Source organism: Endobacter medicaginis (assembly GCF_014192375.1).
GTDB classification, from domain to species: domain Bacteria; phylum Pseudomonadota; class Alphaproteobacteria; order Acetobacterales; family Acetobacteraceae; genus Endobacter; species Endobacter medicaginis.
Genome location: NZ_JACHXV010000003.1, coordinates 182,339 through 201,095 on the forward strand (window position 1 = coordinate 182,339; position 18,757 = coordinate 201,095).

General features: G+C 69.5%; 21 protein-coding genes. 5 read left to right on the plus strand and 16 right to left on the minus strand.

The window, feature by feature from the left end; all coding sequences use genetic code 11:
• Positions 1-100: 100 nt before the first annotated feature.
• Positions 101-433: a YegP family protein gene (locus FHR90_RS17720; RefSeq protein WP_176626520.1), complete on the plus strand. Its 333-nt coding sequence runs from the start codon at positions 101-103 to the stop codon at positions 431-433.
• Between the two features lie 22 nt (positions 434-455).
• Here FHR90_RS17720 and FHR90_RS04760 read toward each other — a convergent pair whose 3' ends face one another.
• Together FHR90_RS04760 and FHR90_RS04765 are read right to left on the minus strand one after the other, a co-directional pair.
• Positions 456-1,091, minus strand: a complete 636-nt coding sequence (locus tag FHR90_RS04760; protein ID WP_183274856.1) for an MlaC/ttg2D family ABC transporter substrate-binding protein — start codon at positions 1,089-1,091, stop codon at positions 456-458.
• Between the two features lie 36 nt (positions 1,092-1,127).
• Entirely contained in the window at positions 1,128-2,015 is an 888-nt protein-coding gene (locus FHR90_RS04765) for an MlaA family lipoprotein (protein WP_246330035.1), read from the minus strand.
• 238 nt (positions 2,016-2,253) lie between these two features.
• Between FHR90_RS04765 and metF the strand changes: the two genes are divergently transcribed.
• The 4 genes from metF (at position 2,254) to FHR90_RS04785 (ending at position 7,206) form a co-directional block, all read left to right on the plus strand.
• A complete protein-coding gene (metF, locus tag FHR90_RS04770) occupies positions 2,254-3,198 on the plus strand; it encodes a methylenetetrahydrofolate reductase [NAD(P)H] (RefSeq protein WP_183274857.1) in 945 nt (314 codons plus the stop codon).
• A 62-nt stretch (positions 3,199-3,260) separates the two neighbouring features.
• Complete coding sequence (locus FHR90_RS04775) at positions 3,261-4,394, plus strand: aromatic ring-hydroxylating oxygenase subunit alpha (protein WP_246330036.1); 1,134 nt, start codon at positions 3,261-3,263, stop codon at positions 4,392-4,394.
• 20 nt (positions 4,395-4,414) lie between these two features.
• Positions 4,415-4,846 carry an alternative ribosome rescue aminoacyl-tRNA hydrolase ArfB gene (gene arfB / locus FHR90_RS04780; RefSeq protein ID WP_183274858.1) on the plus strand — a complete coding sequence of 144 codons (432 nt, stop codon included), beginning with the start codon at positions 4,415-4,417 and terminating at the stop codon, positions 4,844-4,846.
• Positions 4,847-4,983: 137 nt separating this feature from the next.
• On the plus strand, positions 4,984-7,206 hold the full coding sequence (locus FHR90_RS04785; RefSeq protein WP_176624011.1) for a putative bifunctional diguanylate cyclase/phosphodiesterase: 2,223 nt from the start codon (positions 4,984-4,986) through the stop codon (positions 7,204-7,206).
• On the opposite strand, the gene FHR90_RS04790 is transcribed toward FHR90_RS04785, so the two are convergent.
• From FHR90_RS04790 to FHR90_RS04855, 14 genes are all read right to left on the minus strand, one after another.
• Positions 7,191-8,027: an aldo/keto reductase gene (locus FHR90_RS04790; RefSeq protein WP_176624013.1), complete on the minus strand. Its 837-nt coding sequence runs from the start codon at positions 8,025-8,027 to the stop codon at positions 7,191-7,193. The two genes, FHR90_RS04785 and FHR90_RS04790, sit on opposite strands and share 16 nt — an antisense overlap.
• A gap of 34 nt (positions 8,028-8,061) precedes the next feature.
• The gene (gene pqqE, locus FHR90_RS04795; protein WP_176624015.1) at positions 8,062-9,177 is read right to left on the minus strand and encodes a pyrroloquinoline quinone biosynthesis protein PqqE; all 1,116 of its coding nucleotides are present in this window, start codon (positions 9,175-9,177) and stop codon (positions 8,062-8,064) included.
• Entirely contained in the window at positions 9,174-9,440 is a 267-nt protein-coding gene (gene pqqD, locus FHR90_RS04800; RefSeq protein ID WP_176624017.1) for a pyrroloquinoline quinone biosynthesis peptide chaperone PqqD, read from the minus strand. The genes pqqE and pqqD overlap by 4 nt, the downstream gene beginning before the upstream one ends.
• Complete coding sequence (gene pqqC / locus FHR90_RS04805; RefSeq protein WP_176624019.1) at positions 9,437-10,165, minus strand: pyrroloquinoline-quinone synthase PqqC; 729 nt, start codon at positions 10,163-10,165, stop codon at positions 9,437-9,439. Before pqqC ends, pqqD begins: the two co-directional genes overlap by 4 nt.
• A complete protein-coding gene (gene pqqB, locus FHR90_RS04810; protein ID WP_183274859.1) occupies positions 10,162-11,055 on the minus strand; it encodes a pyrroloquinoline quinone biosynthesis protein PqqB in 894 nt (297 codons plus the stop codon). Before pqqB ends, pqqC begins: the two co-directional genes overlap by 4 nt.
• A 90-nt stretch (positions 11,056-11,145) precedes the next feature.
• A complete protein-coding gene (pqqA, locus tag FHR90_RS04815; protein WP_218062117.1) occupies positions 11,146-11,256 on the minus strand; it encodes a pyrroloquinoline quinone precursor peptide PqqA in 111 nt (36 codons plus the stop codon).
• Between the two features lie 56 nt (positions 11,257-11,312).
• Positions 11,313-13,946, minus strand: a complete 2,634-nt coding sequence (locus FHR90_RS04820; protein ID WP_176625379.1) for an MGH1-like glycoside hydrolase domain-containing protein — start codon at positions 13,944-13,946, stop codon at positions 11,313-11,315.
• A 2-nt stretch (positions 13,947-13,948) separates the two neighbouring features.
• Complete coding sequence (locus FHR90_RS04825; protein ID WP_183274860.1) at positions 13,949-14,767, minus strand: TerB family tellurite resistance protein; 819 nt, start codon at positions 14,765-14,767, stop codon at positions 13,949-13,951.
• 204 nt (positions 14,768-14,971) lie between these two features.
• Entirely contained in the window at positions 14,972-15,142 is a 171-nt protein-coding gene (locus tag FHR90_RS04830; protein WP_176627291.1) for a hypothetical protein, read from the minus strand.
• Between the two features lie 114 nt (positions 15,143-15,256).
• Entirely contained in the window at positions 15,257-15,472 is a 216-nt protein-coding gene (locus FHR90_RS04835) for a hypothetical protein (protein ID WP_176627293.1), read from the minus strand.
• Positions 15,469-15,750, minus strand: a complete 282-nt coding sequence (locus tag FHR90_RS04840) for a ribbon-helix-helix domain-containing protein (protein WP_338082145.1) — start codon at positions 15,748-15,750, stop codon at positions 15,469-15,471. Before FHR90_RS04840 ends, FHR90_RS04835 begins: the two co-directional genes overlap by 4 nt.
• On the minus strand, positions 15,714-16,847 hold the full coding sequence (gene tgt / locus FHR90_RS04845) for a tRNA guanosine(34) transglycosylase Tgt (RefSeq protein WP_176623625.1): 1,134 nt from the start codon (positions 16,845-16,847) through the stop codon (positions 15,714-15,716). Before tgt ends, FHR90_RS04840 begins: the two co-directional genes overlap by 37 nt.
• Positions 16,844-17,890 carry a tRNA preQ1(34) S-adenosylmethionine ribosyltransferase-isomerase QueA gene (queA, locus tag FHR90_RS04850; protein ID WP_176623623.1) on the minus strand — a complete coding sequence of 349 codons (1,047 nt, stop codon included), beginning with the start codon at positions 17,888-17,890 and terminating at the stop codon, positions 16,844-16,846. The genes tgt and queA overlap by 4 nt, the downstream gene beginning before the upstream one ends.
• A 465-nt stretch (positions 17,891-18,355) precedes the next feature.
• Positions 18,356-18,748, minus strand: coding sequence for a VOC family protein (locus FHR90_RS04855; protein ID WP_176623621.1), 393 nt, complete (start codon positions 18,746-18,748; stop codon positions 18,356-18,358).
• Positions 18,749-18,757: the final 9 nt, after the last annotated feature.

The window sequence follows — 18,757 nt, forward strand, 5'->3', positions numbered from 1 at the left end:
CATTGCATCGCCGCCCGGTTCTGCGACAGTTTTGGCAAAAGGACACAAGGGACGGATCCGACGGTCGCACCGCAGATGACACCATCAGCGGGAGGACGTCGTGGCTGGCAGGTTCGAGATCTACACCGATTCCGCGGGACAGCACCGCTTCCGGCTGCGGGCCGGCAATGGCGAGGTGGTGCTCGTCTCGGAGGGCTACAAGCGGCGGATCAACGCCCGCAAGGGCGTCGCCTCCGTGCAGCGCAACGTCCTGCGCGACGAGCGTTTCGAGCGCCGGACGACACGATCCGGCGCGCCGATGTTCAACCTGCGCGCCGCGAACGGCCAGGTGATCGGCACCTCCGAGGCTTATGCGAGCCTCGAGGCGCGCGAGGACGGCATCGACGCGGTCCGTCGCGCCGCTCCGTTGGCGACGGTGGCCGAACTGCCGTGACCGGGCGTGGCCGGCGACGCGATCAGCCGTGGTTGGCGACCTGCCTGTCGAGCGCGGCGAGCAGCGCGTCGACATTGCCGCCATGGCTGGACAGGAACGAGGCGTAGTCCTGACGCTGGGTGATGACCAGCGACACGCCCTCGACGACCACGTCCTCGATCTTCGGCTGGCCGGCCACCTCGTTGACCTTCCACAGCACGCTGGCCGGATTCTGGCCCGGACGTGTCAGCGTGGAGTGCACATAGGTGCCGTCGGCGCGCGCCTCGGAGGTGCCGATCGCCAGCGACAGCCCCTCATAGGCGCCCAGCTTGTCGGAGATGCTGTTGGCGAGAACCTTGTGGAACAGCGCGACGTAGCGCTGCTTCTGCGCCGGCGTGGCGGTGCGCCAGTAGCGGCCGAGGCAGGACTGCGCGATCTGGTCGACCGCCACGTCGCGATCGACCACCGCCAGCACCGCGGCGACCTTGGAGGCATGGCTGCCGGCGCCGTTCACCGTCGCCACCAGGCGCTGCGAGACGGTCTGCAGGAAGCTGGTATCGACGGTTTCCGCGACGGCCGCCGTCGCGGTGAGTGCCACCGGCAGGGCGGCCGCGACCGGCAGCGCGGCGAGCGCTGCGCTCAGCAGCAGGGAGCGGGACGAGGCAGGCAGCAGGCTCATGGATACTCTTTCGTCTGGCGTCGGTGCCGCGCGCGCTCAGGGGCGCACGCGCACCGGGATCGGCTTCGCCGGCGCGGCGACCGCCGGGGGGTGGGTCTGCCCCTGGTCGGAGGAGTCGCTGTACCAGTTCGGCACGGTGGCACGATGATCGTTCTCGAGCGCGTCGAGTTCCGCCTGGGTGTGCTGGCGGTAGAGGCTGCGGATCGTCGCATAGGGGTCGAGCGCGTCCTTGGTGATCGCGTCGAGCTGGTCGAGCACCTGGGCGCGGGCATCGACGATGTTGAGCCCGTAGAGCGACCAGTTCAGCGTCAGCAGCCCGTAGCCGCGCGGCACGTAGTTCAGCGGATTGACGCCGATGTCGATGCCGGTGCCCGCGACCCCGCGGAAGCTGGACGGCCCCACCAGCGGCACGAACAGATACGGCCCCTGCGGGATGCCCCAGCTTCCGAGCGTGAGGTTGCCCGAGGCGGTGTGCGCTGGCCAGCCCCAGCCGGTGGCGACGTCGAAGATGCCGGCCACGCCCACGGTGGAGTTGATGACGAAGCGCATGAAGGTGTCGCCGGCGCGGCGCGGCTTGGCCTCGGCGACGTCATTGAAGAACACCACCGGCGAATTGATGTTGCTCAGCAGGTTGTGCGCGCCCGTCCGCACCGGCGCCGGCACCGCCCACACATAGGCCTTGGCCACCGGCTTGAGCGTGTAGCGGTCGAGCGTGGTGCTGACGTTGTAGAAGGTCCGGTTGGTCGGCTCCAGCGGGTCGTTGGTCTGGTTGTATTCGGCGAGCGCGTCCGGATCGGTCGGCTTGGTCGCGCAACCGGCAAGGCTGACGGCGATGGCCAGCGAGAGGCTCGCGACAGCGCCCCCACGGTTGCCCCGGCGAATCTGCCGGGCGGGGCTTTGCGGGTCCTGGGGGCGCATCGGCATGAACGTCCTCGGCTTTGCGACTTGGCAGCCAAAATCATTAACACGGCGTCGGTTGACGACAAGATAACCGCGACGGTCGTTCTGACCGATCGGTCACCATGCACACAACTGGCCGGACAGAGCAACGATCGGTCGCAACGCCGCGTTCCCCCCAGCGTCCAAGACACGCCGCGATGGTGGCATTGCCGCCACACCCGCCGATACCACAGCCGGCCGAACGCGGTTATATGGGCCGGCCATGAACGACCTCGCCCCTGCCCAAGGCTCCGCCTCGCCTCTCGAACGCTGGCTCACCGGTCCGCGCTTCGCCGGCCTGCCCGCGCCCGGCGCGGTGGGCGTGCCGCGCCTGTCGTTCGAGTTCTTCCCGCCGCGCACCGCGCCGGTCGAGGCGCAGGCCTGGGCGGCGATCCAGCGCCTCGCGCCGCTGGCACCGCATTTCGTCTCCGTCACCTACGGCGCCGGCGGCTCCGTGCAGGACCGCACCCACCGCATGGTCGCCCGCATCCTGCGCGAGACCACGCTCACCCCTGCGGCCCACCTGACCTGCGTGGGTGCCAGCCGGGGCGCGGTGGACGACATCGCGCGTCGCTACTGGGATGCCGGCGTGCGCCACATCGTCGCCCTGCGCGGCGACCCGCCGCCGGGCGAGCGCTTCTCGGTCCATCCCGACGGCTATCGCGACGCCGCCGACCTGGTCGCCGGCCTCCGGCGCATCGCCTCGTTCGAGATCTCGGTCGCCGCCTATCCGGAGGTGCACCCCGAGGCCGCGAGCCCGGATGCCGATCTCGACAACCTGCGCCGCAAGCTCGATGCCGGGGCCAGCCGCGCCATCACCCAGCTCTTCTTCGACACCGACATCTATCTGCGCTTCATCGACCGCTGCCATGCCAAGGGCATCACCGCGCCGGTGGTGCCCGGCATCATGCCGATCTCCAATTTCGCCAAGGCGCGGCGCTTCGTCGCCAGCTGCGGGGCGAGCGTGCCGCGCTGGCTGGACGGGCTGTTCGAGGGGCTCGACACCGACGAGGGCTCGCAGCACCTGGTCGGCGCCGTGGTCGCCGCCGAGCAGGTGCGGCTGCTCCAGGCCAACGGCGTCGACGAGTTCCACTTCTACACCCTCAACCGCGCGGAGATGAGCTACGCCATCGCCCATCTGCTCGGAGCCCGCCCGCGCAGCGGCTGATCCCTTGACACGGCCCCGCCAGTAGCTTCCGCTCGGACGACGACAACCGGGGCGGGCGCCACATGGATCAGATGATGACGGGCGCGATCGAGGCGGACAGCCCGCGCGGCTGCACGGGGTGCGGTACAAGGCCGGCGGTCTCGCACGGTGCTGCGGCCCGCGCCGAGGGCGCCGACCTGCGCCGCGTGCGCATCCACCCCGATCACTGGTATCCGCTCGCCTGGTCGCGCGAGCTCAAGCCCGGCCGCACGCTGGCGGTCAGCTTCGCCGGCGAGCCGATCGTGCTGGTCCGCCCGAAGGACGGCCGTGTGTTCGCCCTCGAGGACCGCTGCGCCCACCGCCAGGTCAAGCTCAGCGCCGGCGTGGTGAAGGGCTGCACCGTGCAGTGCGGCTATCACGGCTGGGCCTACGATGCGTCGGGCAAGTGCACCGACGTCCCCTATCTGGGCAAGGGCAAGCTGCCCAACGGCGTGCGCGCCTACCCCTGCCGCGAGGCCAGCGGCATGATCCTGGTCTTCCCCGGCGACCCCGAACTCGCCGCCCGCACCCCGCTGCCCGGGCTGGGGGCCAGTGCCGATCCCGCCTACAAGACCCGCCGCCTCGGCCGCGCCGTCGACTGCCACTACAGCTTCATGCACGAGAACCTGATGGACATGAACCATCAGTTCCTGCACCGCAGGCAGATGGGCCAGATCCGGCCGCGCTTCCTTGGCCAGCGCGCCACCGATGACATGGTCGAGGCGCGCTACAGCTTCGCGCGCACCGGCGGCAAGCAGCCGCTGGGCGAGGCGGCGATCTTCGGCAAGCGCCGCGGCGAGCAGGAGGCGCTCGCCGAGACCGACGTGATGACCATCCGCACCGAATACCCGTACCAGACGCTGACCATCCGTACCAACGGCGCGAAACCGGTGATGGAGCTGTGGATCGTCTACGTCCCGCTCGACGCCGAGCAGCGCCGCCACCGTACCTTCGGCCTGCTGTCGATCCAGCGCCCGCCGGTCCCGCTGCTGCTCGATGCCGCCTGGCCGGTGCTGGTGCTGTTCACCGAACGCATCTTCAAGGAGGACCGCGACATCGTCGAGATGGAGCAAGCCGCCCATGACGCGCAGGGGGCGGACTGGAACCAGGAGGTGTTTCCGGTGATCCGCGCCCTGCGCCACCTGCTGCGCACGCGCGGCCTCGCCCCCGCCGCCTGAATGCGCCGTCCCCCCTCCCGATGGTGCTGATCCCCGTCACCCGCGCGATCGCGATCGACGAGAACGAGATCGAGGAAAGCTTCGTGCGCGCCTCCGGCGCCGGCGGGCAGAACATCCAGCGCGTCTCCTCCGCGGTGCGGCTGCGCTTCGACATCCTCGGCAGTCCCAACCTGCCCGAACCGGTGCGCCGGCGCCTGCTGCGTCTGGGAGGGTCAAGGGTCAGCCGCGACGGCGTGCTGGTGATCGCGGCCCAGGAACACCGCACCCAGGCCCGCAACCGGCAGGCCGCGCTGGAGCGGCTGCTCGAGCTGCTGCGCCAGGCGGCCGCACCCCCGCCGCCGGTGCGCCGCCCGACCCGCCCCACGCTCGGATCGCAGACCCGCCGGCTGGACGCCAAGGCCGGCCGCGCCGCCATCAAGGCCGGTCGCGGCCGTATCGCCCCCGAGGGCTGAGTGCCTGTCCGGGAATGCGCCGTGCGGCGCATTCCCGGGCCCCGGCCCCGGCCCGCCGCGCCGTTAACCGAACGTCAACGCTTGGCAGCCTATCCTCGTCCCGCCGGGACATGCCGGAGACCAGAGGATCCATGGCCATGGCCGACGGCATCGCAACCACCACCCTGGCGTCGTCGCCCGTCAGCGACCGGCCGACCGATACTTGGGGATGCGGCCCGGCCCCCGGCGGCCCTCATGACGAGCTGCTGCACGCCAAGATGGCCGCCATCGAGCGCTCGCACACCCTGCTCGGCTTCAGGCTCGACGGCACCATCCTCTACCTCAACGAGCGCATGGTCGACGTGCTCGGCTACCCGCGCGAGGTGCTCGTCGGGCGCGGGACGGACATGCTCCTGCCGCCGGAGACCATCGATTCGGCGGCGTATCGCGAGAGATGGGCAGCCATGCGCGCCGGCCAGTATTTCGAGCGCGAGATCAGCCTGATCCGCGTCGACGGCACGGCGATCTGGCTACGCAGCACCTATCACCCGGTGCTCGATGCCGAGGGTCGGGTGGATCACGTCATCGCCTGCGGCAGCGTGATCACCGAGGAGGTGCTGCTGCGTCGCGACCGCGAGGCCCAGATCGAGGCGATCGACAAGTCGCAATGCGTCGCCTCCTTCGCGTTCGACGGCACCATCCTGTCCGCCAATGACCGCTTCTGTGCCCTGTTCGGCTACGAGCCCGACGAGCTGATCGGCCGCAACCATGCCATGTTGCGCGACGCCGGCCAGGTCGGCACGCTGGACTATGCCCGGCATTGGGAAACCCTGCGCAACGGCCAGTCATGTGCCGGTCTGTTCCGTTGCCTGGGCAAGGCCGGGCAGGAGATATGGCTCCAGGCGACCTACTGCCCGCTGATCGATGCCGCCGGAACGCCGACCCGGATCGTCAAATACGCGACCGACGTCACCTCGAACGTCACCCTCGCCTCGGCATTCGAGGATGCGCAGCGCCGCTCGCAGCACGACACGGCGACCGGCCTGCCCAACCGCGCCAGGCTGATCTCGTTCATGGAGGCGGTGGCGGAGAAGGGCTGCGGCATGGTCGTGCTGTATCTCGATCTCGACCGCTTCAAGCCGATCAATGACAGCCTCGGCCACCATGCCGGCGATCACGTCCTCGCCGTGATTGCCGACCGGCTGCGCAGGCTGCTCTCCTACGACCAGCTCGCCGCGCGGATCGGGGGCGACGAGTTCGTCATCGTCGCCCCCGACATGAGCGCCGATGCCGTCGAGGCGGCCTGTCAGCGGGTCATCGACGAGGTCAGGGAGCCCATCCGTTTCGAGGGCGTCGAGATCGGCGTCGGTGTCTCGATCGGCATCGCCATGTCGCCGGGCGACGCGAGCACGCCTGACGAGCTGCTGCGCTGCGCCGATATCGCCCTGTACCGGGCCAAGCAGGCCAGGGGTCAGCGTTTCGTCTTCTATTCGAATGCCACCAACGACCGCCTGCTGAGCTACCAGGAACAGGTCGACGCCCTGCGCGCGGGCCTGGTGGGGCAGCAGTTCGTGCTCGAGTTCCAGCCGCGCTATGGCGCGGCGTCGCGGACCATCCACAGCGTCGAGGCGCTGGTGCGCTGGAACCATCCCTCGCGCGGCCGTGTCCCGCCGGGCGACTTCATCCCGATTGCCGAGCGCAGCGGCCTGATCGTGCCGCTCGGCGAGTGGGTGCTGCGCGAGGCCTGCCGGCACGTGATCGGCTGGCCCGGCATCGGCGTCTCGGTCAACCTCTCGCCGGTCCAGATCCGCGACAGCGACGTGATCGCGCTGGTGCGCGACGTCCTCGATCAGACCGGCCTCGATCCGACGCGGCTGGAGCTCGAGATCACCGAGGGCACGCTGTTTTCCGATGCCGCCCGCGCCCGCGAGACGCTCCTGGGCCTCAAGGCCCTCGGCGTGCGCATCGCCATGGACGATTTCGGCGTCGGGTATTCGTCGCTCGGATCGCTGCGCAGCTTTCCCTTCGACGTGCTCAAGATCGACAAGCAGTTCATCGATGCGATCGACATCGGCAGCGCCGGCCGCGAGATCGTGCGGGCCATTCTCACCATCGCCCGCGCGCTCGACCTGTCGGTCACGGCCGAGGGCGTCGAGACCAACAATCAGCTCTCCCTGCTGGTCGATGACGGCTGCGCCGAGGTGCAGGGTTTCCTGCTCTCCCGCCCGGTGCCGCCCGGGCGCATCTCGGCGATGCTCGAACGGCAGGTCAAGCGCTGGCGCGCGTCGGGCGGTGCAGGTGCGGGGATCGCCGCGCATGCCCCGCGCCTGACGGCGCATGCCGCCGTCGGCATGGGCTGCGCCGCTCAGAACTCCTCGTAGCGCGCCGGATCCTGATCCTTGATGCGCCCGTCGGGCCGGGCGAGGCCGGCGATCGCCGCCATGTCGTCGTCGGTGAGTTCGAACCCGGACAGGTCAAGATTGTCGGCCTGTCGCTCGGGCGAGCTGGCCTTGGGCAGCGGCTGCACACCGAGCTGCACGTGCCAGCGCAGGATCACCTGCGGAATGCTGCGCCCGAGCCGCCGTGCGATCGTCTCCAGCACCGGGTCGTGCAGCACCGTACTCGCACGTCCCAGCGGGCTCCAGGCCTGGGTGACGATGCCGCGGGCGCGGTCGGCGGCGCGCTGCGCGTCCTGCGGGAAATAGGGGTGCAGCTCGATCTGGTTGACCGCCGGCGTCACCCCGGTCGCCTCGACCAGCCGGTCGAGATGCGCGGGCAGGAAGTTGCACACTCCAATCGAGCGCACCAGGCCACGCCGCCGCGCCTCGATCAGCGCCTGCCAAGCCTCGACGAACAGGCCCTGGCGCGGATTGGGCCAGTGGATCAGGTAGAGATCGAGGTGATCGAGACCGGTACGGAACAGCGATTCCTCCACCGTCGCCAGCGCCGCATCATAGGCATGGTGCCGCCCCGGCAGTTTCGAGGCGACCAGCACCTCGTCCCGCGGCACGCCGGCGCGACGGATGGCAGCACCGACCGTGCCCTCGTTCTCGTAGTTGAAGGCCGAGTCCAGCAGGCGGTAGCCGGTGATGATCGCCCGCGCGATGGTGTCGGCGCCCTCGCCGCCCTTGAGACGATAGGTGCCAAAGCCGATGGCCGGCAGGACGACGCCGTCATTGAGCGTGAGCGTGGCAAGCGACATCGGGTGCTTCTCCGGACAGGGACAGGTCTGCCCTTCAACGCGCCGTCGTGGGGTCCGGCTTCGCGCTGCGATACTGCCATGCGACCGGCACGGTGGCGCTTGCGTCGTTGCCGGCGGCCGCGGCGAGTGCCGCCACCATGGCATGATCGGGCGACTTGACGCAGACCGGGTCGGTGCGCTCGGCGTGACCGGTCAAGGCCAGCGCCTGGCACCGGCAGCCGCCCCAGTCGATCTCGCGCCGTTCGCACGACCGGCAGGGTTCGGGCATCCAGCCGGTGCCGCGGAAGCGCTCGAACGGCGCCGAACGCCACGCGGCACCCAGCGAGGTCTCGCGCAGACGCGGCCAGTCCATGCCGGGGATGCCATGCGCCGCATGGCACGGCATCGCCCGTCCGGTCGGGTCGACGAGGAGGGTGTTGCGCGCCCAGCCGCCCATGCAGGCCTTGGGGTATTCAGCGAAATAATCCGGCACCACATAGTCGATGCGCAGCCGCGCGGCGAGCCGCGCACGGGCCTGCGTGACGGTGGCGTTGGCCGCGTCGAGCTGCGCTGCGGTCGGCAGCAGGGCCGCGCGGTTGCGCATCGCCCAGCCATGATACTGGGTGTGCGCGATCTCCATGCGCTGTGCGCCGAGCTGCTCGGCCAGCGCGATCATCTGTTCCAACCGCTCGAGATTGGCGCGGTGGACGACGAAGTTGAGCGTCAGCGCGATGTCGCTGTCGGCGATCAGCCGCGCGGCTGCGAGCTTGCGGGCATGGCCGCCCCGCAGGCCGCCGATATGGTCGCCGCCCTCTGCCTCCGCATCCTGGAAACTGAGCTGGATATGGTCGAGCCCGGCCTCCCGCAGCAGCGCGAGACGGCCGGCATCGAGGGTGACACCGGCGGTGATCAGGTTGATGTAGAGCCCGCGCGCATGGGCATGGGCGATGATGTCATTGAGGTCGCGCCGCGCCATCGGCTCGCCGCCGGTCAGGTGCAGATGCAGCACGCCGAGTGCCGCCGCCTCGTCGATCAGCCGCAGCCAGGTCGCGGTGTCGAGTTCCGTCGATGCGGAAGCCAGCTCAAGCGGATTGGAGCAATAGGGGCAGGCGAGCGGGCAGCGATGCGTCAGCTCCGCGATCAGCGCCAGCGGCGGGGCGGGGCTGCTCACGCGCGCAGCACCCCGTCGGCGATCAGCCCGTCGATCAGCGTCGCGACATCGCCGGCGATCAGCGCCCGCGGCGCGTCGTAATGTTCGGCGAGCCGGTCGACGATCACCGCCTCGTCACGCACGCCGTCGATCTCGTGCAGCACCGCGCAGGCGATCTCGTCGGGCAGCAGCAGCCGCTCCGGCGCCAGCAGCACCCAGGCATCCCGCGTGGCATCGTGGCGGAACCTCACCCCGGGGGCGAGACGGGGAATGCGCGCGCTCATCCGGCCGGCACGAACGCGCCCGGCGGAACATGTCCGGGGCTGACATAGGCATAGTCCAGCGCATCCAGCATCGACCACAGCACGCCGCACTTGAACCTCAGCGCCGCCAGCACCGCGGCCTGCGTCTCCTCGGTGGTGGCATGGGCGCGGACATAGTCGAGTGCGAAGGCGGAGTCCTTCGGTGCCTGTTCGAGGCGCGGCGTGAAATAGGCGAGCGTGTCGCGATCGACGAAATCATAATGCGCCAGCATCCCGCTCACCCGTTCGGCGATGATGGTCGGCGAGAACAGCTCGGTCAGCGACGAGGCGATGGCCTCGAGGATGCTGCGCCCGGCGACGAAATGCACATACGCATCGACCGCGAAACGCGTCCCCGGCAGCAGCCCGTCGAGCGATTCGACATAATCCGGATCGAGCCCGACACCGCTCGCCAGCCGCAGCCAGCGCGCCACCCCGCCGGTGCCGGGCGCGTCGCCGTCATGGTCGATCAGCCGCGAACGCCACGCGCGGCGAAGCTCCGCGGTCGGCAGCCGCGCGATCAGGGTGGCGTCCTTGGCCGGAATCCGGCTCTGGTAATAGAACCGGTTCAGCGCCCAGGCCTGCACCTGCCCGCGATCGAGCCGGCCCTCGTGCAGGGCGCGGTGGAACGGATGTCGGTTGTGGTAGCGCTCGGCGCCGATGGCGCGCAGCGCGTCTTCCAGGTCGTCAGGTGACAGCACGCTCACAGATTGAACTCCAGCCCGTCATGCGCGACCCGCCAGCCCAGCCGCAGCACGCGGGCGCGCTGGAGGCTCTTGGCCAGCAGCACCGGGTTGGTGTTGTTGATATGGATCAGCACCTTGTGCTCGATCCGGCAGCCGGCCAGCCGGTCGAGCACGCCATTCTCGCCGCTGATCGAGACATGGCCCATGCGCTGCCCCGTCTTCGCGCTGTAGCCGCCGGCCACCATCTCGTCGTCGCGCCACAGGGTCGCGTCGATGAACAGCAGATCCGCCCCGTCGATGCGCTCGACCATCGCCTCGGTGATCGCCGCACAGCCCGGGATGAAGATCATCCGCCGCCCGCCATCGACGATCTCCACGCCGACCGTGTCGTCGGTCTCGGCGATCTCGTGCCCCGCCGCTTCGGCATGCAGCGGCCGTTTGCCCGGCACGCGGAACAGCGTCGCGGTCAGCCCACCGAGCGGGAAGGGCTGGTCGGGCAGGGTCATCAGCCGCGGCACGCGATCCGCCGGCAGCGCCTGGAAGATCGGGTTGGCGGCGAGCGTCGCGCAGACCGTGGCAGTGGCGCGGATGCCGAACGCATGCCCCTCGCGCAGGGTCAGCAGCCCGGCAATGGCGTCGATCTCGCCACCCGTCAGCACCACGCCGGCGATCGGCGAGCCGCGCAGCACGCCTTCGGGCGGGTGCAGGGCAGGCTGGGCGGCAAGCTGCTGGCGCAGATCGGGGCTGGTATTGAGCAGGAACCAGTGCGTGCCGTCGCTCACGGCGAGCCCGGTCTGGGTGCGCGGCGGCGAGGTCGGATCGCCGGCGCGGGCAAGGCGACAGGCGGGCGCACCGGAATTCCATTGCGGCACGCCGCCACCGGCGCCGCTGCCCAGAACGATCACGCGCATCTGTCAGTCACTGGCAGTCACTGGTCCCCGGACAAGAAAAGACCGCTGCCGGAGCCTCCGGCAGCGGTCCGGGTAGGCGAGCAGCGTCGTTCAGCCGCGCAGGGTGGCCGACACGTAGCTGTTGATCTCGGCGCCGAGGCAGATCTCGACGATACGGGGGGTCTTCCAGGTCATCGCAACGCTCCTGCGGGTTGTCTCCATCGATCATAACCGATCGGCCACGGGTTTGGTTGCAAAATTGCCGCCTGTCGGCCGGATCAGCGTCCACCGAGCTGGTGGATCAGCAGCGCGATCAGCCCCGTCCAGCCGGTCTGGTGCGATGCGCCGACGCCCCGGCCGGTATCGCCGTGGAAATACTCGTAGAACAGCACCAGATCGCGGAATTGCGGATCGGTCTGCGCGCGCAGGTCGGTGCCGTGCACCGGCCGCCTTCCGTCCGGGCCGCGGGTGAAGATCGAGGTCAGCCGGCCGGCCAGTTCGAGGGCGACCTCGCCGAGGCTCAGCCTGCGATCGCTGCCGGTCGGGAACGCGATCGTGAAGCTGTCGCCATAGAACTCGCCCAGCCGCCGCATCGAATCGATCAGGAGGTAGTTCAGCGGCATCCAGACCGGCCCGCGCCAATTCGAGTTGCCGCCGAACAGCCGGTTTTCCGATTCGCCCGGCCAGTAGGGCAGCTCGTAGGTCTTGCCCGCCCATTCGAACCGGTAGGGATGGTCGAGATGCGTGCGCGATACCGAGCGGATGCCGTAATCGGAGAGAAATTCCCGCTCGTCGAGCATGCGCTCGAGCACGCGGGTCAGGCGGTGCTCGCGCAGCAGCGACAGCTTCATCCGCTCGCCGGTGCCGAGCTGCTCCCAGTGCGACACCAGGGTGGCGAGATCGGGGCGGTGGCTGAGGAACCACGACAGGTTGGCGCGGAACGTCGGCAGCTTCTCGATCTGCTCGAACGGCAGCACCGCCACTGCCAGCAGCGGGATCAGCCCCACCATCGTGCGGGCGCGCAGCGGGATGCGCTGGCCGTCCGGCGTGGCCAGCACGTCGTAGAAGAACCCGTCCTCCTCGTCCCACAGCGCATTGCCGTCCGCGGCGGCAATGGCGAGGAAATGCTCGAAGAACTTCGACGCCATTTCCTCGTAGGCCGCATCTTCCTGCGCGAGTTCGATCGCCAGATGCATCAGCGAGATCGCGCAGACCGCCATCCAGGCGGTGCCGTCGGACTGGCTCAGCGATCCGCCGGTGGGCAGCGGCGAGGAGCGGTCGAAGATCGAGATGTTGTCGAGCCCCAGGAAGCCGCCCTCGAACAGGTTGCGCCCCTGGGCGTCCTTGCGGTTCAGCCACCAGGTGAAATTGAGGATCAGCTTGTTGAACGCGCGCTTGACGAAATCGAGATCGCCGCGCCCGGTGAGCATCCGGTCGATCTCGAACACCCGCCAGGTGGCCCAGGCGAAGACCGGCGGATTGGCGTCCGAGAACGACCACTCATAGGCCGGCAGCGCGCCGTCGGGATGCATGTACCAGTCGCGGGTCAGCAGCAGGAGCTGCTGCTTGGCAAACTCCGGGTCCACACTGGCCAGCACCGGACATTGCAAGGCCAGATCCCACGACGCGAACCACGGATATTCCCATTTGTCGGGCATCGAGATGATGTCGGCGGCGCGCACATGCGTCCATGCACCGTTGCGGATCTCGCCACGCCCGGCGGGCGGAGGCGGTTCGGTCGGATCTCCCGACAGCCACAGTCGGACATCGTAGCAGTAGAACTGCTTCGACCACAGCATGCCGGCCAGCGCCTGTCGCTGCACCGCACGCCGGTCGGCATCGGCGACGTCACGGCCGATGGTGGCGTAGAAGGCATCCGCCTCGGCGATGCGGCGGTCGAACACGGCGTCGAAATCGGCGAACGGATCGCGAAGGCGGGGCGATTGCGGATGCAGCCGCAGCCGCAGCACGATCGGCACGCCGGGGGCGCATTCGAGCACATGCCAGGCGGCCGCCTTGGTGCCGGTGCGCGCCGGATTGACCGCATCGGCGACACCTTCGACGACGTGACGGTTGATGCCGTCCTTGAACCAGCCGGCCTGTGTCTCGCCATAGAGCAGGTTGACGTTGGTATCGTTGTCGCAGAACAGCAGCTGCGCTTCCTGGCCGATATCGAGGCGCATCGGCGCCAGCAGCCTGCTGTGCACGGTGATCGCATGGGCATCCGCCGCCAGCACGGGCCGTTCGACACCGTCCTTCCACGACCAGATGTTGCGCGCCCAGAGTTGCGGCAGCACATGCAGCCGCGCCGGCTCGGCGCCGCGATGGGTGATCGTCACCCGCATCAGGATGTCGTCCGGCGCGGCCTTGGCGTATTCGATCTCGACGTCGAAATAACGGTCCTCGTCGAAGATGCCGGTATCGAGCAGCTCGTATTCGGGCGCGCCCGCGCCACGGCGGGCGTTCTCGTCGATCAGGTCGCGATAGGGAAACGCGCGGGCCGGATATTTGTAGAGCATCCGGTTGTAGGAGTGCGTCGGCGTCGCATCGAGGTAGTAGTAGAGTTCCTTGACGTCCTCGCCGTGATTGCCCTGCGCGTTGGTCAGACCGAACAGCCGCTCCTTGAGGTGCGGATCCTGCCCGTTCCACAGGGCCACGCCCAGATTGAGATGCAGGCGCTGCTGGCCGAAGCCGCCGATCGCGTCCTCGCCCCAGCGATAGGCGCGCGAGCGGGCCTGGTCATAGGGCAGGTAATCCCAGGCATCGCCGTCGGCGCTGTAATCCTCGCGCACGGTGCCCCATTGCCGGTCGGACAGATAGGGCCCCCAGCGTCGCCATTCGCCACTGTCGCGATCCGCGGCGAGGCGGCGGCCTTCCTCGGTGTCGAACAGGGCGGGAGGCTCGCGCTCCATGCTCAGCGCAGCCCGCGTTCGCGCTTGATACGGTCCCAGGCGGCATTGATGCGTCCCACCCGCTCGGCGGCGCGGGCGAGCTGCTGGGGGTCGGCGCCGCTGGCGGCCAGACGGTCGGGGTGATTTTGCTGCATGAGCTGGCGCCACACCTTTCTGATGTCCTCGTTGCTCGCCCCGGCCCGGATGCCGAGGATCGCATAGGCATCCGGCTCGTTCGAGGCGGGGGCGGAGGCGCGGCCCGAACGGGCGCGCTCCCAGGCCTGCGGCGCGAGGCCGAAGGCCACGTGCACGCGGCGCAGGAACGCCTCCTCCCGCGCATTGACCGGCCCGTCGGCGCGGGCAATGGCGAACAGTGCGGCGAGCAGATCCTCCAGCGCGCTGCGCCGGTCGGCAAACGCGCGGCCGAGCTCGCGCGCGAACGGCTCGAAATCGTCGCTGCGATGGCGGGCCTGGTCGAACAGCCGGCCGACATCGCGCGCGGACTCCGCAGGGATGCGGAAGGCGGTCTTGAAGGCGTCGATCTCGGTGCGGTTCACCGCCCCGTCGCATTTGGCGAGCTTGGCGGCCAGCATCACCGTCACCATCGCCAGCACCTGGTCGTGCCGGCCGGTCACGGCGGCGATGCGCACCGCGATCCGCGCCGCCGCCCCGCCCGGATCCGGACCGGCGAAACCCGGTCCGCCCCCCATGCGCGGCGTGCCGTTGTCGAACAGCGCGTTGCGGTCCGCGGCATGGCCGAGCGCGGCACCGAGCAGACCGCCCACCGGTCCGCCCATCACCATGCCGGCCGCGCCGCCCAAGACCTTGCCCCAGATGCTCATCGACAGATGTTCTCGCGCCGTGCCCCGATCACGGGGCCGGCCGGGGCCCCGCCTGTATAACGGCTGCGAACGGCGTCGAGTTCAAGGGCCGTGGTGCCGGGCCGCGGCAGGGGCGCGGCAAGGCGCCGATCCGGGCCCGGCAGGTTGTGCGGCCGGCGCCTCGTCCCGACCGTCGCCGGCGCGGCGCCGTGGCTCGTGCGGCCCTCAGTTTGGCTTGCCGGCGGGAACGTTGCCGCAGACATCGAGCGCGAGACGCACCAGCGAGCGCGCCTGGCGGCGCATGCCGGCACGATCGGCGGCCTGCGCCATGGTGAGGAGCTGGTCGGTCAGCATCAGCGGGCTGATGACGGGCAATGGCGCGCTGGTCTCAAGCATGGGGTGCTCCATTCTGGATCGACCCTGGCGACGGCGGTGAAGATGCAGAAGCCGTAACCGCGGGTGCTTCGTTTTGTCCTGTCTCAACCCTGCCTGTCATTTGTTACGACACCGTTAACTGAGATTCTTTTTTTCGCTCTCTCCGGACGTCCAGGCGGCGAGCGCGCGGGCGGTGGCGGCGTCCTCGGCCAGCCACTCCTCGGCGCGCTGTCGCGACACCTGGCCCGCACCGTCGCACAGCGGGCAGTCGTCGAATTCCTCATACATGTCGGCCTCGCCGCCGCGTCCGGCGCAGGCGGGGCAGGTGATGCGGTCGGCTGGTGGCGTCATGGCGTCTCTCCGGGCAGGTCGCGATCATGCAGCGCATGCGCGAGGGCGGCCAGACGCAGGCTCGAGGTCAGCGGGGCCGCGCCGCGGCCGGCATCGATCACCGCCACCAGTGCGGCGAGGCTGGTCCGGCGCGAGGCCGCCATGCGGTCCAGCACGGCCCAGAACGGCGCTTCGAGGGCGATCGAGGTGGCGTGGCCGGCGACCGTCAGGCTGCGTTTGACCAGATGTGCGGCCGGCATGGTCAGGCCGGTGCGGGGGCGGGCGGTCCCGACTGCCACCCCGCGCGCAGCGCGGCCGCATGCGCATCGAGCCGGCCCTCGACGATCGCCGAGCGCAGCCCGCGCATCAGCCGCTGGTAATAGGCGATGTTGTGCCAGGTCAGCAGCATCGGGCCGAGCATCTCGCCGGCGCGGAACAGATGGTGCAGATAGGCGCGGCTGTGGCGCGTGCAGGCCAGACAGTCGCAATCCTGCTCGAGCGGGGCTGCATCGTCGGCGAACCGCGCATTGCGCAGGTTCATCTGCCCCTGCGCGGTGTAGGCGCGCGCGGTGCGTCCGGCGCGCGTCGGCATCACGCAGTCGAACATGTCGATGCCGCGCTGCACGCCGCCGACCAGATCGTCCGGCGTGCCGACACCCATCAGATAGCGCGGCCGGTCGGCGGGCAGCAGCGGCACCGTCGCCTCCAGCGTGCTGAACATCAGCGCCTGCCCCTCGCCGACCGCGAGCCCGCCGATCGCGTAGCCCTCGAAACCGATCCCGCGCAGGGCCGCGACACTCTCGGCGCGCAACTGGGTCGAAGTGCCCCCCTGCACGATCCCGAACTGCGCATAGCCCTGGCGGGCGACGAACGCCTCGCGCGAGCGCGCCGCCCAGGCCATCGACAGACGCATCGACTTCGCGATCACCTCGTCCTCGGCCGGCAGGGCAGGGCACTCGTCGAAACACATGGTGATCGTCGCATCGAGAAGATGCTGGATCCGCGTGGAGCTTTCCGGCGTGAGCCGGTGCTTGCTGCCGTCGATATGCGACCGGAATGTCACCCCGTCGGCATCGAGCTTGCGCAAGGCACCGAGCGACATCACCTGGAACCCGCCGGAATCGGTCAGGATCGGACCCGGCCAGTCCATGAACCGGTGCAGCCCGCCCAGGGCGGCGACGCGCTCGGCCCCCGGACGCAGCATGAGATGATAGGTATTGCCGAGCACGATGCCCGCCCCCGTGCTGCGCACCGCATCCATCGTCATCGCCTTGACGGTGCCGACGGTGCCGACCGGCATGAAGGTCGGGGTCGAGACGTCGCCATGGGCGGTGTGCAGGGTGCCGGCGCGCGCCGCACCATCGGTGCCCTGCTGCTGCCAATGAAACGCGCTCATGCGGCGGCACTCCGATGCAGCAGGCAGGCATCGCCGTAGGAATAGAAACGATACTTTGCGCCGATGGCGTGTGCATAGGCCACGCGCATCGCGTCCTCGCCGGCGAACGCGCAGGTCAGCATGAACAGCGTCGAGCGCGGCAGGTGAAAATTCGTCATCAGCAGATCGGCGACATGGAAGCGGTGGCCAGGAAGGATGAACAGCGACGTCTCGCCCGAGAACGCCCGCAGCGTGCCGTCCGCGGCAGCACTTTCCAGCAGCCGCAGCGTGGTGGTGCCGACCGCGACCACACGACCGCCGGCCGCCTTCGTGCGCGCGATCGTCTCGACGGTTTCGGCATCGATGCTGCCGCGCTCGGCATGGATGCGATGCGCCGAGACGTCATCGTCGCGCATCGGCAGGAACGTGCCCGCGCCCACATGCAGCGTCACCGTCGCATGGCCGACGCCGCGATCGGCCAGGGCGGCCAGCAGACCGGGCGTGAAATGCAGCCCCGCCGTGGGTGCCGCGACTGCACCGTCATGGGCGGCGAACATCGTCTGGTAATCGGCCTGATCGGCCTCGGTCGGGCCGGACGGGCGCGCGATGTAGGGCGGCAGCGCCAGCGCGCCGACGCGGCGCAGCGCGGCATCGAACGCCTCGCCCTCCTGGTCGAAGCGCAGCCTGATCGCCCCCGCCTCATCGAGCGCGGTCACGCTCGCACCCAGCATGTCATCCGCAAAGCTCAGCCGGTCGCCGACCCGCAGCCGACGCGCGGTGCGTGCCAGCGCATGCCAGCTTCCATCCGCCGCCGGACGATCGAGCGTGATGCCGATCCTCGCCGCACCGCGCATCGCCGAAAGCTGTGCGGGGATCACGGAGGTGTCGTTGGCAACCAGCAGATCGCCCTCGCGCAGCAGCGCGGGCAGATCGCGCACGACGCGATCGTGCAGGGCCGCACCGGCAACCTCGAGCAGCCGCGCCGAATCCCGCGGCCGCGCCGGCGCATGCGCAATCCGATCCTCGGGAAGCTCGAAATCGTAGTCGGAGGCGAGCAGGCTCATGCGGGGCCCTGCCCCGCACCCCGCCAGACGCTGTGCGTCTGGACCCCGATATTTTTTCGGGCTGTCGTAAATCGGCAGAGATCAGCGGTCATCATTTGAACGTCGAAACAAGGGAGAACGGGTTATGGTGAGTCGGAGGCGCCCTTCGGGCGCCGCCCGGCGGTGATCGGCGCGCATCGGAGTGGAGCGGCCTTGATGGCCGTGAGCACCGAAGCACAGCCGATCGCCGTCGGGAAGCCGGGAGCGCCGGAGTTTGTCCGCTAATCATCTTCACGTCGAAACAAGGGAGATAATCATCTTCACGTCGAAACAAGGGAGAACGGGTTATGGTGAGTCAGAGGCGCCCTTCGGGCGCCGCCCGGCGGTGATCGGCGCGCATCGGAGCGGAGCGGCCTTGATGGCCGTGAGCACCGAAGCACAGCCGATCGCCGTCGGATGGCCACCAGAACCCGTTCTCCAAAACACTCAGAAAGCGTAGGAGCCGATCTCGATGAGATTGCCATCCGGGTCGCGGCAGTACACCGAACGCATCGGGCCCAGCGCGCCGATTCGCTCGACCGGGCCTTCGATGATCGCAACGCCGCACTGATTGAGATGCTCGATGACGTCGGCGGGCGCGAGCGCTGCGATGAAGCACAGATCCTGCACCCCGGTCATCTCGACATCGGACGTGCCCCAGCCCTCCGCGCCATACGGACGGACATTGATCTTCTGGCCGCCGAAGCGCAGCGCGCCGCGATTGTTGCGCCCGTATTCCTCGCGCTCCATGCCGAGCACGCGCTGGTACCACGAGGAGGTGACCTCGACGTCACGGCAGGTGATGACGATATGGTCGAGACGATCGACGGTGAAGCGCATCTGTGCTCG